Source organism: Qipengyuania sp. SM2507 (genome assembly GCF_053714505.1).
This window is the reverse complement of sequence record NZ_CM132307.1, coordinates 2,753,320-2,769,032: the sequence shown is the minus strand read 5'-3', so window position 1 is coordinate 2,769,032 and position 15,713 is coordinate 2,753,320. Positions and strand designations below refer to the sequence as shown.

General features: G+C 65.5%; 16 protein-coding genes. 10 read left to right on the top strand and 6 right to left on the bottom strand.

The window, feature by feature from the left end; translation table 11 throughout:
- Positions 1 to 100 precede the first annotated feature (100 nt).
- Positions 101 to 745, top strand: a complete 645-nt coding sequence (locus tag ACWIKC_RS13455) for a hypothetical protein (RefSeq protein WP_454597955.1) — start codon at positions 101 to 103, stop codon at positions 743 to 745.
- Between the two features lie 483 nt (positions 746 to 1,228).
- On the opposite strand, the gene panC is transcribed toward ACWIKC_RS13455, so the two are convergent.
- Positions 1,229 to 2,077 carry a pantoate--beta-alanine ligase gene (gene panC, locus ACWIKC_RS13450; RefSeq protein WP_454597954.1) on the bottom strand — a complete coding sequence of 283 codons (849 nt, stop codon included), beginning with the start codon at positions 2,075 to 2,077 and terminating at the stop codon, positions 1,229 to 1,231.
- Positions 2,078 to 2,181: 104 nt separating this feature from the next.
- Here panC and ACWIKC_RS13445 point away from each other — a divergent pair, with 104 nt between their 5' ends.
- The 4 genes from ACWIKC_RS13445 (at position 2,182) to ACWIKC_RS13430 (ending at position 7,250) form a co-directional block, all read left to right on the top strand.
- A complete protein-coding gene (locus ACWIKC_RS13445) occupies positions 2,182 to 2,988 on the top strand; it encodes a division plane positioning ATPase MipZ (RefSeq protein ID WP_454597953.1) in 807 nt (268 codons plus the stop codon).
- Complete coding sequence (locus tag ACWIKC_RS13440; RefSeq protein ID WP_454597952.1) at positions 2,985 to 3,302, top strand: J domain-containing protein; 318 nt, start codon at positions 2,985 to 2,987, stop codon at positions 3,300 to 3,302. The genes ACWIKC_RS13445 and ACWIKC_RS13440 overlap by 4 nt, the downstream gene beginning before the upstream one ends.
- A complete protein-coding gene (gene pgmG / locus ACWIKC_RS13435) occupies positions 3,299 to 4,702 on the top strand; it encodes a phosphoglucomutase/phosphomannomutase PgmG (protein WP_454597951.1) in 1,404 nt (467 codons plus the stop codon). Before ACWIKC_RS13440 ends, pgmG begins: the two co-directional genes overlap by 4 nt.
- A gap of 79 nt (positions 4,703 to 4,781) precedes the next feature.
- Entirely contained in the window at positions 4,782 to 7,250 is a 2,469-nt protein-coding gene (locus ACWIKC_RS13430) for a ligase-associated DNA damage response DEXH box helicase (RefSeq protein ID WP_454597950.1), read from the top strand.
- A 111-nt stretch (positions 7,251 to 7,361) separates the two neighbouring features.
- On the opposite strand, the gene ACWIKC_RS13425 is transcribed toward ACWIKC_RS13430, so the two are convergent.
- The 4 genes from ACWIKC_RS13425 to ACWIKC_RS13410 all read right to left on the bottom strand — a co-directional run bounded on the left by ACWIKC_RS13425 (position 7,362) and on the right by ACWIKC_RS13410 (position 10,037).
- Positions 7,362 to 7,814, bottom strand: coding sequence for an ExbD/TolR family protein (locus ACWIKC_RS13425; protein ID WP_454597949.1), 453 nt, complete (start codon positions 7,812 to 7,814; stop codon positions 7,362 to 7,364).
- Positions 7,815 to 7,851: 37 nt separating this feature from the next.
- On the bottom strand, positions 7,852 to 8,382 hold the full coding sequence (locus tag ACWIKC_RS13420) for an ExbD/TolR family protein (protein WP_454597948.1): 531 nt from the start codon (positions 8,380 to 8,382) through the stop codon (positions 7,852 to 7,854).
- Positions 8,383 to 8,463: 81 nt separating this feature from the next.
- Positions 8,464 to 9,300 (bottom strand): MotA/TolQ/ExbB proton channel family protein, encoded by an 837-nt coding sequence (locus ACWIKC_RS13415; RefSeq protein WP_454597947.1) that lies wholly within the window; start codon positions 9,298 to 9,300, stop codon positions 8,464 to 8,466.
- Positions 9,301 to 9,347: 47 nt separating this feature from the next.
- Positions 9,348 to 10,037: an energy transducer TonB gene (locus ACWIKC_RS13410; protein WP_454597946.1), complete on the bottom strand. Its 690-nt coding sequence runs from the start codon at positions 10,035 to 10,037 to the stop codon at positions 9,348 to 9,350.
- 348 nt (positions 10,038 to 10,385) lie between these two features.
- Between ACWIKC_RS13410 and ACWIKC_RS13405 the strand changes: the two genes are divergently transcribed.
- The 3 genes from ACWIKC_RS13405 to ACWIKC_RS13395 are packed head-to-tail and all read left to right on the top strand — an operon-like array spanning position 10,386 to position 13,057.
- A complete protein-coding gene (locus ACWIKC_RS13405) occupies positions 10,386 to 11,255 on the top strand; it encodes a hypothetical protein (protein WP_454597945.1) in 870 nt (289 codons plus the stop codon).
- A gap of 58 nt (positions 11,256 to 11,313) precedes the next feature.
- Complete coding sequence (locus ACWIKC_RS13400; protein WP_454597944.1) at positions 11,314 to 11,754, top strand: acyl-CoA thioesterase; 441 nt, start codon at positions 11,314 to 11,316, stop codon at positions 11,752 to 11,754.
- Positions 11,747 to 13,057 carry a homoserine dehydrogenase gene (locus tag ACWIKC_RS13395; protein ID WP_454597943.1) on the top strand — a complete coding sequence of 437 codons (1,311 nt, stop codon included), beginning with the start codon at positions 11,747 to 11,749 and terminating at the stop codon, positions 13,055 to 13,057. The genes ACWIKC_RS13400 and ACWIKC_RS13395 overlap by 8 nt, the downstream gene beginning before the upstream one ends.
- Here ACWIKC_RS13395 and ACWIKC_RS13390 read toward each other — a convergent pair.
- Complete coding sequence (locus ACWIKC_RS13390) at positions 13,017 to 13,610, bottom strand: hypothetical protein (protein WP_454597942.1); 594 nt, start codon at positions 13,608 to 13,610, stop codon at positions 13,017 to 13,019. The two genes, ACWIKC_RS13395 and ACWIKC_RS13390, sit on opposite strands and share 41 nt — an antisense overlap.
- Positions 13,611 to 13,665: 55 nt before the next feature.
- Here ACWIKC_RS13390 and glpX point away from each other — a divergent pair, with 55 nt between their 5' ends.
- Complete coding sequence (glpX, locus tag ACWIKC_RS13385; RefSeq protein WP_454597941.1) at positions 13,666 to 14,646, top strand: class II fructose-bisphosphatase; 981 nt, start codon at positions 13,666 to 13,668, stop codon at positions 14,644 to 14,646.
- A gap of 130 nt (positions 14,647 to 14,776) precedes the next feature.
- Positions 14,777 to 15,712, top strand: coding sequence for a ribose-phosphate pyrophosphokinase (locus ACWIKC_RS13380; RefSeq protein ID WP_454597940.1), 936 nt, complete (start codon positions 14,777 to 14,779; stop codon positions 15,710 to 15,712).
- Position 15,713 lies beyond the last annotated feature (1 nt).

The following is a 15,713-nucleotide window of genomic DNA, read 5'->3' as shown; positions in this document are numbered from 1 at the left end:
CCGGAAGGAATCCGGAGTGGGTTGCTCAATCAGGGCGCCTTTCGGCCGCATGACATGCTTGTTCAGCAAGTGCAGAGGACAAACCTCGTAAGCCAATCGGATGAAAAGGACGAAGACCTTCTTAATCGGATCGCTCGTGGCCCTCGCCGGGTCAGCAGCTCTGGCTACACCATGGGCAAACGAGTGGACGATCGGCCCGGTCATTCGCGGCACGAACTATTCGGTCAACATGCCGCTGCAACCGGAGCCTACAAAGAGCGGGTGGGCGTTTGATTTTCCCTATCCCAACCGCGCTGCCGGGCATGTCCATTATGTCTCGTTCGATCCCGGCTCTCTGGCGGGCAAGTCGAGAATCGTAGTCAATTATCGCGTCGCCGCCGACAGGCGCGCTCGATTCGTTCCCCAAGAGCAGCCACACCTTGCCGGGACCGTCTCGCTCGTCATTCAGCGGCGGGGAGACAGCTGGAACGCGAAAGGGCGATACGAGCACTATCGCTGGTATTCGCCTGCTGAGCATGTGCATGAAATCACGACAGGCGTGCGCCGCATGGTGATCGATCTCGACAATCCTGGTTGGACGTCGGTTCTGGGCCGACGGGCAAGCGAGAACCCGAGGGCCTTCAGGGATTCGCTGGTGCAAGCAGGCCAAGTCGGCCTAGTCTTCGGCTCTGCCTCATCTCGCGGGCATGGAGTCTTTGCCACCGCGCCGGCCAGCTTTGAACTGTTGAGTTTCGACATAGAGTAGTTTTGCAGGCTCGGGTGTCGTTCAATGCGACCGTATCATGTGGGCCATGGCTAGTGCGCTGCTCACAACGTTCGCACAGATTTAGATCCTACACACCCATAGGAGAGGAGAACAAATCTGCTCGCCGTCGCGGCTGGTCCTGTCGTCCGCAGGTTTCCGAAATATCCCGACTCGCATGCTCGAGGGCCAGAGGAGTTAAGCGCGAAGGCCATCATCCTGGGCCGCGATGTGATTGGTATCGCCGCAATTCAAATGGCGCACCTCGGGCGCCGCAAAAAATTCTCCTAGAGGCTTCAAAGGGGTCGCGGGCCTCTGAGCCAGCGCAACATTGACCTTCCCACATAGCGGGCTACAAAGGATTTCACGCAGTCAGAAACCCATGGTTTTCTGCGGTGTTTGACGTGTAGGAAAAGCGGCTCAGAATCCCGCTACCCGCTCTACCTTTTGGCGCAGCCTCGTCCCGCCATTGGCGAAGCGCTCAGCTTACACAGCCATATTGTCGATAAGGCGGGTGCCGCCGATCCTTGCGGCCACGAACAGCCGTGTGCCGGTTCGCGATCTGTCGAGCGGTTCAATCGTGTCGGCATCGCGCAGTTCGGTGTAGTCGACGCTGTCGAAGCCGCTCGCCAGCAAGGTGGCGCGCAGGGTGTCGAGGGCATCGCCAACACAAGTTCCCGCGCCGATCGCCGCGATCGCTTCGCGCATGGCGCGGGGCAGGGCGGTGGCGTTCTCACGCTGTTCGAGGGTGAGATACGCGTTGCGGCTGCTCATCGCGAGGCCGTCGGTTCCGCGCACCGTCGCGATGGAGTGGATTGCCTCCACCGGCGGCTGGGTCAGGTCGAGATCGCGCGCCATCCGGCGGATCACCGCGAGCTGTTGCCAGTCCTTCTCGCCGAAAAAGGCCATGTCGGGCAGGACCTGGTTGAACAGCTTGCAGACCACGGTGGCGACCCCGTCGAAATGGCCCGGCCGGTCGGCGCCGCACAGCCCCGCGCTCACCCCCGAGACCGTGATATTGGTCGCATAACCCTCGGGGTAGACCTCATCTGGCGCGGGCGCCCACAGCAGCGTCACCCCTTCGGCCTCAAGCAGCTTCGCATCGCGCTCCATCTGCCGCGGATAGGCGTCCAGATCCTCGCCCTGGCCGAACTGGCGTGGGTTGACGAAGATCGAGGCGACGACGTGATCGGCCTGGCTGCGCGCGGCGCGGATCAGGCTCAGATGTCCCTCGTGCAGAGCGCCCATGGTCGGCACCAGCGCCACGCTCGCGCCGCTGCGGCGCAGCGCGACCACGGCGCTTCTCAACATGTCCAGCCGAGTGATGGTTTGCACGCGCTATGCCCCTCCAGTAAGGCGATTACACTGGTGCTCTAGCCGCTAAGCCTGCACCGATAAACCGACCAAAATGCCCACTAAGCTGTAAGGAACGCCCCCTCGTGCCCTCGACCCGCCCGCACCGTATCACCTTCGCCAATGAGAAGGGCGGGACGGGCAAGTCGACCACCGCGGTCCATATCGCGGTCGCGCTGGCCTATTCGGGCAAGCGGGTGGTGGCCTTCGATCTCGATCACCGCCAGCGCACGATGGATCGCTATTTCGAGAACCGCGCCGAAACCGCGAAGAAGCGCGGGATCGATCTGCCCGGCGCCGAATGCCATGTGGTCGGCGATTGCGATGCCGGAGAATTCGAGGCGCTGGTAGCCGAGAAGGCCGAAGGCGCCGATTTCATCCTCGTCGACACGCCCGGCCGCGACGATCCGCTCGCGCGCCACAGCGCCGGACAGGCCGATACGCTGGTCACCCCGATGAACGACAGCTTCGTCGATTTCGATCTCATCGGCCAGGTCGAGGGCGACAGCTTCAAGGTCAAGAAACTGTCCTTCTACGCCGAGCTGATCTGGGAAGCGCGGATCAAGCGCGGACGGATGCAGATTGAGGAGAACCGTCCGCCGATGGACTGGGTCGTGGTCCGCAACCGCACCGGTTACACCGAGGCGCGCAACATGGCGCGGCTCGAAAAGGCGCTCGGCGAAATGGCCAAGCGCGTCGGCTTCCGCGTCGCCAAGGGGTTGTCCGAGCGGGTGGTCTATCGCGAGCTGTTCCCCTCCGGGCTGACGCTGCTCGACAAGGGTCATCTGGGCGATCTGGGGACCAGCCATCTGGTCGCGCGGCAGGAATTGCGCGGGCTGGTCGCCAGCCTGCGGCTCCCCGGGCTGGCCGGGACCGAGGCGGCCGCAGCATGATGCGCCTGCTGGTCATCGCGGTGGTGATCGCGCTGGCCTGCCGCCTGCTGCTCGGCAAATGGCCGTGGCAATATCTCCAGACCCGTTCTGCCGGGGGGCGGCAGCTCGCCCAGGCGCGGCGCCTGCTCGGGGTCAGCCCGAGGGCGAGCCGCAGCGAGATTCGCGATGCGCATCGTCGCATGGCTGCCATATTGCATCCGGATAGAGGCGGCAGCACCGCCAAACTCGCCGAGGTCAACGCCGCGCGCGACCTCTTGCTTGCGCATTTGCCACAGGACAATATCCCTCAGGAACCGCCGGAGCCGCCCCAATGAGCCACCAATTCGACCCCAGCGTGCTGCGCGAATACGATATTCGCGGGATCATCGGTGAAACGCTCGGCCCCGACGATGCCCGCGCGATCGGGCGGGTGTTCGGCTCGATGCTGCGCGAAGCGGGCGGCAGCACGGTGGCGGTAGGTTACGACGGGCGGGTCAGCTCGCCGATCCTCGAACATGCGCTGGTAGAGGGGCTCAACGCATGCGGCTGCGATGTCGTGCGGATCGGCATGGCGGCGACCCCGATCCTCTATTACGCCGAGGCGTCAGACGAGCAGATAGATGGCGGCATTGAGATAACCGGCAGCCACAACCCCTCCAATTACAATGGCTTCAAGCTGGTATTCCAGGGGCGTCCGTTCTTTGGCGCCGATATCACAAGGCTCGGGGAACGCGCCGCGGCGGGCGAATGGATGGATGGCGTCGGTACCTCCGAAACCCGCGAGATCATGCCCGCCTATATCGACCGGTTGTTGGCGGGGCTCGACGGGGTCGACCCGCAAGCGCTCGCCGCTATGCGGATCGGCTGGGACGCGGGCAATGGCGCTGCCGGCCCCGCATTGGTGCAGCTCGCCGCTCGGCTGCCGGGCGAGCATCACCTGCTCTACACCGAGGTCGACGGAAATTTCCCCAACCACCATCCCGATCCCACGGTCGAGGCCAATCTCGAGGATCTGCGCGCGCTTGTGCTCGAGAAGGGGCTCGATTTCGGGATCGCCTTCGATGGCGATGGCGACCGGATCGGCGCGATCGACGGCGAGGGCCGGGTCATCTGGGGCGACCAGCTGCTGATGATCTACGCCGAGGATGCTCTCAAGCGTCATAATGGGGCCACCGTGATTGCAGATGTGAAGGCCAGTCGAGCGCTGTTCGATCATATCGCGCAATGCGGCGGCGAGCCGTTGATGGGGAAGACCGGCCACTCGCTGATCAAGGCGAAGATGAAGGAGGTCGGCAGCCCGCTCGCGGGCGAGATGAGCGGTCATGTGTTCTTCGCCGACGATTATTACGGCTATGACGACGCGCTCTATGCCGGGGTCCGGCTGATGGCCGCCAGCGCGCGGCTGGGGCGGTCGGTGACGCAATTGCGCGGGGCGATGCCGGCGATGATCAACACGCCGGAAATGCGCTTCCAGGTCGACGAGAGCCGCAAGTTCGCCGCCATCGACGAGGTCAAGGCGCGGCTCGCCGACAGCACCGCCGAGGTCAATTCCACCGATGGCGTGCGGGTGACCAGCGCCGACGGCTGGTGGCTGCTGCGCGCCTCGAACACGCAGGACGTGCTGGTCGCGCGCGCCGAGAGCGACAGCCAGCAGGGCCTCGACAAGCTGCTGGCGCAGATCGACGAGCAATTGGCGCTCTCGGGGCTCGAGCGCGGGGCGAGCGTAGGGCACTGAGGGCCGGCGACGCGTGGAGGCCCGACGGGCTGACGCCAGCGCGTCCGGAACGCAGCGCAGCCTCCGGCGCTGTGCCAGAGTGACCACGCGCTCGCCTCCCCCCGAAATCGCCGCCTGGTTTGCCGCGCGCGGCTGGCGGGTGCGCGATCACCAGGCCGCGATGCTGGCCGCCAGCGATGCGGGCCATCATGCCATGCTGGTGGCAGATACCGGAGCGGGCAAGACTCTTGCCGGTTTCCTCCCGACGCTGGCGGATTTCGCACCTTCGCGGCTGGAAGGCGCCGCGCCGCCAGAAGGGCTGCACACGCTCTATGTCTCGCCGCTGAAGGCGCTGGCGCATGATGTGCAGCGCAATCTGCTCACCCCGATCGAGGAGATCGGGCTGCCGATCCGGGTCGAGACCCGCAGCGGCGACACCCCGTCGGATCGCAAGAAGCGCCAGCGCACCCGTCCGCCGCACATCCTGCTGACCACCCCCGAGAGCCTGTCGCTGCTGCTTTCCTTCCCCGACAGCCTCGAGCTGTTCGCCAACCTCAAGCGGGTGGTGATCGACGAGGTCCACGCCTTCGCCACCGGCAAGCGCGGCGATCTGCTGGCGCTGGCGCTGGCACGGCTGCAGGGAATCGCGCCCGCCATGCGCCGCTCCGCGCTGTCGGCCACGGTGGCAGAGCCCGAGGTGTTTCGCGAATGGCTGGCGCCCTGGGGCGATATCGACAGCGTCGCGCTGGTTCAGGGCGAGGAGGGCGCCCCCGCCGAGGTCGAGATCCTGCTTCCGCAGGAGGAGCGCGTCCCCTGGGGCGGTCACGCCGCGACATGGGCGATCCCGCAGCTCTACGCGGCGATCCGCGCCAACCGCACCACGCTGGTCTTCACCAACACGCGTTTCCTCGCCGAGTACATCTTCCAGAACCTGTGGGATGTGAACGAGGACACGCTGCCGATCGGGATCCACCACGGCTCGCTCTCGAAGGAGGCGCGGCGGAAGGTCGAGGGAGCGATGGCGCGCGGCGAGCTGCGCGCGCTGGTCTGCACGGCCAGCCTCGATCTCGGGGTCGACTGGGGCGATATCGACCTCGTCGTGCAGATGGGTGCGCCCAAGGGCTCCTCGCGGCTGCTCCAGCGGATCGGGCGCGCCAACCACCGGCTCGACCAGCCCAGCCGCGCGCTGCTGGTTCCGGGCAACCGCTTCGAATTCCTCGAGGCGACCGCCGCCAAGGAGGCGGTCGACGAGGGCCAGCGCGATGGCGAAGATTTCCGCCCCGGCGGGCTCGACGTGCTGGCGCAGCATGTCATGGCCTGCGCCTGCGCCGCGCCGTTCCAGGAGGACGAACTGCTCGCCGAGGTACGATCCAGCCTGTCCTACGCCTGGGTCGACGAAGTTGTCTGGCAGCGGGTGCTCAATTTTGTCGCGACCGGCGGCTATTCGCTGCAGGCCTATGACAAGTTCAAGCGCATCACCCGCGACCGCGCGGGCGTCTGGCGGCTGTCCCATCCCGAGCAGGCTGCGCGGCACCGGATGAACGCCGGGATCATCATCGACAGCGAGATGCTCGAAGTGCGGATCAGCGCGCGGGGCGGGCGCGGCGGGCGCTCGCTGGGCAAGGTCGAGGAACGCTTCGCCGCCTCGCTGTCGCCGGGCGACACCTTCGCTTTCGCCGGCATGAGCCTCGAGGTGGTCAAGCTGCAAGACATGGAAGTGCTGGTGAAAGCCTCGAAGGCCTCGGCGATGATCCCCAGCTATGGCGGGCAGCGCCTGCCGCTGACTACGCATCTGGCCGAGCGGGTGCGCGCCATGCTGGTCGACCGCGCGGGCTGGGCGCGTTTCCCCGACGATGTCCGCGAATGGCTCGAGGTGCAGGACTGGCGCTCGCAAATGCCGGGGCCGGGGCAATTGCTGGTCGAGAGCTTCCCGCATGGCCGACGGTTCTACACCGTCTATTACACCTTCGAGGGCTGGAACGCGAACCAGTCGCTCGGCATGCTGATCACGCGGCGGATGGAGGATCGCGGGCTGCTCCCGGGCGGTTTCGTCGCCAACGACTATTCGCTCGCGGTCTGGGGGCTGAAGCCGGTGCTGGACCCCGCGCCGCTGCTGTCGCCCGACATCCTCCAGGACGAATTCATCGACTGGGTGCAGAATTCGCATTTGCTTCGCCGCGCCTTCCGCGAGGTGGCGGTGATCGGCGGGTTGGTCGAGCGCCAGCATCCGGGCAAGCGCAAGACCGGCAAGCAGGTTACCTTCTCGACAGACCTGATTTACGACGTGCTGCGCAAATACGAGCCCGACCATGTCCTGCTCGAGGCAGCCTGGGCAGATGCCCGCACGAGGATGACCGATGTCGGCAGGCTGGGCAGCCTGCTCGACCGCGCCGCCGAGCAGCTGGTCCATGTCGAGCTCGACCGGGTCAGCCCGCTGGCGGTGCCGGTGATGGTAATGATCGGCCGCGAGGCCACCCCGCAAGGCGCGGTGGACGACGAATTGCTGCTCGAGGCGGAGAGCCTGGCGAGCGCGGCGATGCGCGTCGAGGAGCCTTCAGACGGGACGTGAGTGTCGATATGGGGGGGCGATACTCGCCGATGTTGCCGAGCGTTTGTCGCGGGCAAAGAAAAGGGCGACCGAAGCCGCCCTTTTCCGTGTGTTTGCAGATCTCGCCGCGTTTTACTGCGCCACGGTCCCACCGGCACCGAAGGTGCGGTAGCGTTCGTTGCCGACGAAGCCGAACTTCGTCACGCCGCTGGCCTTGATCACGTTGAGCACACGGGCCGAAAGCTCGTAGCTCGCGAGGGCTTCGGGTTCGAACTGCAGCTCGGGTTCGAGCGCCATCTCGCGGGTGACATTGAGGTTGCGGACGAGTTCGCCCTCATTGATCGCATCGCCGTTCCAGAGGATTTCGTCCGTCTGGGTAAGAACGATCTTGTTCTTGATCGGGTCGATATCTTCCGGGTTCACCGGCACATCGCTGGGCTGCGGGAGGTCGATATCGACCGAATGCGTCGCAACCGGGATAGTGATGATGAACATGATGAGGAGAACGAGCAGGACGTCGATCAACGGCGTCATGTTCATCTCGAGCATCGGGGCGCCATCGTCCTTGCCGCCTGACATTGCCATGATTGATTACTCCTGAAGTCTCTACGCGAGCGACGGCTTAGCCGTTCGGGTCGACCGGGTTGGAAATGAAGCCGACGGTCGGATAGCCGGCCGCCTGGACGTTGTAGATCGCGCCCGCGACACAGGACCACGGTGCGTTGACATCGCCGCGGATGTGAACCTGCGGGATGAGCTCGGGATCCTTCATGATCTCTTCCGGGCCGCCGGCGCGCTGCACGATGGCATCGAGCCGTTCGAAGGCCTGATCGTACAGTTCCTCGGAACTGACCGGGGTGATGTTGTTGAAATAGACCCGGCACTGACCCTCGCGCGATGCGCCAGCAAAGCCAGGTTCGCCTGCAGCCAATCCGTTTTGGTCGGTGGTGCTGACCGTCAGCAGCAGGTTTTCAACCTTGTCGTTCGATTCCACCGCTTCGAAAATGGGGATGCGCAGCTTCTCGATCGTCTGAATCGCGACGGGAACCGCAATGAGAAAGATGATGAGAAGCACGAGCATCACGTCCACCAGTGGGGTGGTATTGATGTCCGACATCGGCGTTTCGGTGCCGCCGCCTACCTGAACCGCCATGGCCTATCCTGTCCGTAGCTTGAATTGCGTGATGGTGAAAAGAGGCCGGGTCGGACGCTGGGCGCCCGACCCGATCCTGTCTTACTTCTTGATCGTGCTCGTCGGGGTCGAACCGCCGCTCATCGGCTTGGCCGTCGTCGTCGCCGTGGCGGGACGCGCAGCAGCCGGAGCGGCCGAGGCCTTGGCAGCGGTCGTCGTCGAGTTCGACGTCATCGTGTTCGGCTTCACCGTACCCTTGGAGCTGACATAGGCGAGCAGATCGGTCGAGAAGGCCGAGAGGTGCTCGGCAATGCGACGGTTGCGGCTCTGCAGCCAGTTGTAGGCCAGCACCGCGGGAACCGCGACCAGCAGGCCGATGGCGGTCATGATCAGGGCTTCACCGACCGGGCCGGCGACCTTGTCGATCGAGGCCGAACCGGCGAGGCCGATGTTGATCAGGGCGCGATAGATACCGATAACGGTACCGAGCAGGCCGATGAACGGTGCGGTTGCGCCGACCGAAGCGAGGAACGGCAGACCGCCGGCCAGCCTTGCATTCACATAGGCTTCCGAACGCGCCAGCGAACCGTGCAGCCACTCATGGGCTTCGAGGCTGTCGGTCATCTTGCCATGCTGCTCGTCGGCCTGAACCGTGTCGTCGACCAGCTGACGCCAGGCGCTGTTCTTTTCCAGCTTGGTGGCGCCTTCCTTGAGGCTGCTGGTCTTCCAGAAGGAGCCCTGCACATCCTTGAACTGACGCATGATCTTGTTCTGCTCGAAGAGCTTGGTGAACAGGATGTAGAACGAGCCGACCGACATGATGACGAGCACGGTGAAGATCGACCAGGCGATAACGCCGCCCTGTTCCATGGCTTCCATGAAGCCGAACTGGTTCTGCGGTGCCGCTTCGCCCGCGACGGCAAGAATTTGAGTAATCATAGCGAATGGTCCTTTTCGATAAAGGTCAAATTAGATTGGTACGCCGGTCAGTCCGGCAAAACGTAACGGATCGCCTGCGTCGTCGTCGACGAGATCGGATTGCCTGCCGCGTTGAGTGCGGGGTTGTAGCGCGCATAACGCTGCATTCCCCGGCACGCGGCATCGTCAAGCGCACTCGAGCCGGAGCTTCCCACAACCGAGCATCCTTCGACACGACCATTTGCACCGATCGTGATGCGCATGTTCACCGTACCCTGCTCTTCCTGACGAAGTGCGCGCGACGGATAGTCGTTCTGGATCCGGCCAGCCCAGCTGTTCAGGTTGCTAGGCGACGCGTCGCGAGCCTGTGAAGGCGGCGGCGGCGGCGGCGGCGGCACAGGACGTGGCGCAGCTACCGGAGCGGGCGGCGGAATCCGCACGGCCGGCGGTGCGGGCGGCGGAATCGTTACCTGGGTCCGGATGTCCGGCGGCCGCGTTGCGATATTCATCGGCGGTGGCGGAGCAACCGGAGGCGGCGGCGCCGTATCGGGCTGAGGCTCGGGGGGCGGCGGTTCTTCCTCCGGCTCCGGGGGCGGCGGCTCTTCAACATCGATCGTCGTCACACGCTCAATCATCTTGGTCGCCGCCTCATAGGCAAGACCGGTGATCAGCGCGTAACCGAGAGCAATATGAATCAGAGCAACGATGATAATCGCGATCACGCGATTGCCACTCATCTGTTGGTCAGCATAAGCCATTCGGTCGCATCACTCCATCGTCCACGCCGGAATGCTCCGGCGATTAAAGCGCCTTGCCACGAACAGCGTCGCAAGGTGCCAAAAAAATATCCGTCAGCACTCCATCGGTATTCTAAAGGACCAAGGGCCCAAAAGGTTTCCGAAATGTCCCACCGCGAACCCGCCAAAGCAATTTTATATCATGCGCTTCGGTCTGGCCGGTCCTTTACCCATCATGCCTATGCACCGCAAACCCTTTATCGGTTAACCCCGGATTCAGCGCATCTCGGCTTGGAACGGGCGGCGCGCTCCACCATTTTGATTTCACAAGCCGGTGGAGTTTCGCCGTTCCGTATTGGAAATCCTCAGATGATCAACGCCCGACACCCATTCCTGCTGCCCTTGGCCGCCTGCCTCGCGATAGTAGCCACGCCGCTGTCCGCCCAGTCTCGCCCGGCGGTTTCCGCGGCTGCTGCCGCTCCCGCTGCTGGCACAGGCCTGACCTATGCCGATCTGGTCGATCTTGCCGAGGGCACGCCGCTGGTTATCCGGGCGCGGATCAAGCAGCAGGCCCAGGTCTCTGCCGAGCGTGCGCCGGGGCTCGCTGCGGGTTTTGCGCGGCTCTATATCGAGGCCGAGACGCTGGCGCTGCTCTCGGGCAATGTGCCGATCGGGGAATCCTTGCGCTATCTCGTCGATGTGCCGTTCGACGCCAGGGGCAAGCTTCCCAAGCTGAAGAAGAAGGAGGTGGTGCTGTTCGCCCGCCCGGTGCCGAACCGTCCGCGCGAAGTGCAGCTGGTTGACCCGCGCGCGCAGCTCGCGGCCACTCCCGAACTCGAGAGCCGGCTGCGCCCGGTTCTGGCGCAACTGGCCAGCGCCGATCGTCCTCCGGTCGTGACCGGGGTGCGCGATGCCCTGTCGATCGCCGGAACGCTGACCGGGGAATCGGAAACCCAGCTGTTTCTCGACACCGCCAATGACGGACCGGTGTCTGTTACCGTCGTCCGGCGTCCCGGGATGGAGCCGCGCTGGGGCGTGTCCTGGACCGAGATCGTCGATCAGGCGGCCCGTCCGCCCGAGGTGGGAACTCTGGCCTGGTACCGGCTCGCCTGTGCCTTGCCCGAGCAACTGCCTGCCGAGACGAACCTGGCACGTGACGAGGAAAGCCGCGCCCGCGCCGCCGAGGATTATGCGCTGGTGATGGCCCGCCTCGGCCCGTGCGAGCGCAACCGCAGCTAGCCTCGCGCCAAGACAAACTGGTTCACGCGCGCCCCTGCCTTGGGCTAGGCGCGCTCCCATGGACAAGCTTTTTACCCATCGTTTCCGCGTGCGTTATGCCGAGGTCGACCCGCAGGCGGTCGTCTTCAACTCGCGCTATCTCGAATATGCCGACATTCTGGTGAGCGAGTTTTTCCGCGACCGGCGCGCGCATGGCCTACCCGGCGATCTGGAATTCCATATCCGCCGCGCGGAGGTGGATTACATCCGTCCGATACGCTCGGAAGAGCTGGTCGAGGGGCGGTTGAGCGTCGAGCGGATCGATAACACCAGCATGGCGATGCGGATCGCGTTGCACGGCGTCGATGGCGACGCCGAAGATTCCGTTGCGGACGACCTCCGGGCGGAGATCGTGCTGGTCCAGGTGCATGTCGATCTCGCCACCGGCCGGCCGCAAACGATCCCCGATTCGTTGCGTGAAGCCTTCGGGTTTCCGGTCGGAGCAGCGGTCCATGGCTGAGCCGCTGCGAATCGCGCTTGCGGGGCTGGGCACGGTCGGGACCGGGATGCTGCGGCTGCTCGAGACCAACGGCGCAACCCTGACCCAGCGCGCGGGCCGCCCGATCGAAGTCGTCGCGGTGTCGGCCCGCGACCGGTCGCGCGACCGCGGCGTGGATCTGAGCGCCTACGACTGGGCGGACGATATGACCGCGCTGGCTGCTCGCAAGGATGTCGATGTGGTGGTGGAACTGGTCGGCGGCTCCGACGGTCCGGCGCTGACGCTGGCCCGCGATGCGCTCGCTAAGGGCCGCCACTTGGTCACCGCCAACAAGGCGATGGTAGCACTGCACGGCATGGAGCTCGCCGAGCTCGCCGAAGCCAATGGTGCGGCATTCAAATTCGAAGCGGCGGTCGCTGGCGGTATCCCGGTGGTCAAGGGCCTGCGCGAAGGCGCCGCCGCCAACCGGATCGAGCGTATTTCGGGCATTCTCAACGGGACCTGCAATTTCATCCTCTCGGAAATGGAGCGCAGCGGGGCCGATTTCGACGATGTGTTGACCCAGGCGCAGGCCAAGGGCTTTGCCGAGGCCGATCCCGGCTTCGATATCGAAGGCGTCGATGCGGCGCACAAGCTCGCCATCCTCGCTGCGATCGGGTTCGGCTCGCGGATCGATTTCGACGCGGTCGCGATCAGCGGGATCACCGAGGTCGGCGCCGCCGATATTGCGCGTGCCGAGACGCTGGGCTTCGTCATCCGGCTGGTCGGGGTCGCGGATTGCGACACGCAGGGCAATGGCGCGCCTCGCCTGCTGCAGCGGGTGCGCCCCTGCCTCGTCCCCAAGAACCACCCGTTGGCGCATGTCACCGGGCCCACCAATGCGGTGGTGGTCGAGGGCAATTTCTCGGGTCGCCTGCTGTTCCAGGGCGCGGGTGCCGGGGACGGACCCACGGCGAGCGCTGTGGTCGCCGATCTGGTCGATATCGCGCGCGGCGACACCGGCCTGCCGTTCTCGGTGCCGGTCGCCGATCTCGAACCGCTCGAAGCCGCCGATCCCGGGCACCGGGTGGGCCGCGACTATCTGCGCTTCACGGTCGCCGATCGCCCCGGCGTGCTGGCCGAGATCACCGCCGCGATGCGCGATGCCGACCTCTCGATCGAAAGCCTGATCCAGCAGGGCCGTTCGGCCAATGGCGGCGAAGTGTTGGTGGCGATGGTCACCCACGAAGGGCCCGAACGCTGCGTGACCAGAGCGCTCGAACTGCTCGAAGGCTCGGCCAGCCTTACCGCTCCGCCGCTGGTCCTTCCGATTCTGCGGGACTGACCGCCTCCTCGTCGAAATCGGGTGGCGGAGGCAGGCCCAGCTCGCCCTCTCTCACAGGCGACGCGGGCCGACGCCCGGCGTCACCGCCGCTTCCAAGCGGGGCCAGGCCACGCGCGATCCGATCCGCATCCGATCCGGGGGGTGCTTCGGGCAGGGCCTCGATGGCGATCATGATCGCCAGCGGTGGCGGACACGGCCCGATAAAGCAGCCGCGCGCCACCACCGTGCCGTGATTGGGGATGCCGAACGCTTCGGGGGCTTGGGGATTGCCCTGGTTCATGGTCTCGGCCGCATGGCGTCGCTCCCACTCGCCCTTGTCCCACACGCCGTCGGTGTTTTCCCCCCGCCGGGCGCAGACCACGATCTCGCCCGATACGAAGGTGGCGTAATCGTCCTGGACGCAGGGCACCGCGGAGCTCTCCTCATCCTCTTCCTCGACCGCCTGGGTCACGAGCAGGTCGATTCGCTGGGGCGGGCTGCTCTCCTGCGCCACTGCCGGCTGGCCGATGCCGAGCACCAACAAGGCGGCGAGCGCGCCCGCGTGTCTCGACATTGCCATGCTCCCTGTATATCCGCGCGCCAAACTCGCTTTGGGGACTGAACCGATTATGAACCTGCCCGCCGACAACCCGCTCGACCGTATTCTCGTCCTCGAAATGGTCCGAGTGACCGAGGCCGCCGCGATCGCCGCGTCGAAGCTGGTTGGTCGGGGCGACGAGAAGGCCGCCGATGCCGCAGCGGTCGAAGCCATGCGCAAGGCGTTCGACGAACTCTATATGGATGGGACCGTCGTGATCGGCGAGGGCGAGCGCGACGAGGCGCCGATGCTCTATATCGGCGAGAAGGTCGGCGGCGCGCCGGGCAAGGGCCCCAAGATCGACATCGCGCTCGACCCGCTCGAAGGCACCACCATCACCGCCAAGGCCGGTGCCAACGCTCTGGCGGTGCTGGCGGCCGCCAAGGAAGGCGATCTGCTCAACGCGCCCGACACCTATATGGACAAGCTGGCGGTCGGTCCCGGTTATCCCGAGGGGATCATCGATCTCGCCAAATCGCCCAGCGACAACGTTCGCGCGGTGGCCAAGGCCAAGGGCGTCGAACCCTCCGAGATCATTGTCTGCGTCCTCGACCGTCCGCGCCACACCGATCTCATCGCCGAATTGCGCGCGCTGGGCTGCGGCGTGGTGCTGATCGACGATGGCGATGTGGCGGCGGTTATCGCGGTGACCGACGAAGACACGACTATCGACATGTATATGGGCCAGGGGGGCGCCCCCGAAGGCGTGCTCGCGGCAGCGGCGCTGCGCTGCGTCGGCGGCCAGTTCAACGGTCGCCTCGTGTTCCGCAACGAGGAAGAGAAGGGCCGCGCGCGCAAGCTGGGGATCCCCGACGAGGAGTTCGACCGGATATACAGGCTCGAAGAGCTGGCGCGCGGGGACTGCATCTTCGCCGCCACCGGCGTGACCGACGGATCGCTGCTGGCGGGCGTGAAGCGCCGCCGCGGCGGGCTGATGACGACCGAGAGCGTCGTGATGCGCGCCAGCAGCGGCACCGTGCGCTGGATCAAGGGCGAGCACAAGACGCGCTAGGCGGGGCGTGGGCGCGACAATCCTCCCGCGCATGCCCCACGGAACTTGCCGGAAACCGGCCCGCCGCGTGTTGCAATCGCGTGACGCTCGGCTAGGTCGTTGCGCGACGCGCTGACAGGGATTCGTTCGCATGAAAATCATGGCCGCCAACTCGAACCTGCCGCTCGCCCGCGCGATCGCGGCCTATCTCGAAATGCCGCTGGTCGATGCCGGCGTCAGGCGCTTCGCCGACGAGGAAATCTTCGTCGAGATCCACGAGAACGTGCGCGGCGAGGACGTCTTCGTGGTCCAGTCGACCAGCTATCCCGCCAATGACAATCTGATGGAACTGCTGATCTGCATCGATGCGCTGCGCCGCGCGTCGGCGCGGCGGATCACCGCAGTGGTGCCCTATTTCGGCTACGCCCGCCAGGACCGCAAGCCCGGACCGCGCACCCCGATCTCGGCCAAGCTGGTCGCCAATCTGATCACCGAGGCGGGCGCGAACCGGGTGCTGGCGGTCGATCTCCACGCCGGGCAGATCCAGGGCTTCTTCGATATTCCGACCGACAATCTTTACGCCGCTCCGGTGATGGCGGCGGATATCCAGGCGCGCTACGGCGACCAGGACCTGATGGTCGTCAGCCCCGATGTCGGCGGCGTGGTCCGCGCGCGCGCGCTGGCCAAGCGGCTCGACAACGCCCCGCTCGCGATCGTCGACAAGCGTCGCGACCGCCCGGGCGAGAGCGAGGTGATGAACATCATCGGCGAGGTGAAGGGGCGGCATTGCATCCTGATCGACGATATCGTCGATTCGGGCGGCACGCTCTGCAACGCCGCAGAGGCCCTGCTGGCGCAGGGCGCCTCGAGCGTCGCTGCCTATATCAGCCATGGCGTGCTGTCAGGCGGCGCGATCGCGCGGATCAACAAATCGGCGCTCAAGGAACTGGTCATCACCGACACCATCCGGCCGACCGACGATGTCAATGATTCCGACCGCCTGCGTATCCTCACCATCGCCCCGCTGATCGGTGAGGCGGTGCGCCGCATCGCCGACGAAAGCAGCGTTTCCAGCCTGTTCGACTGAG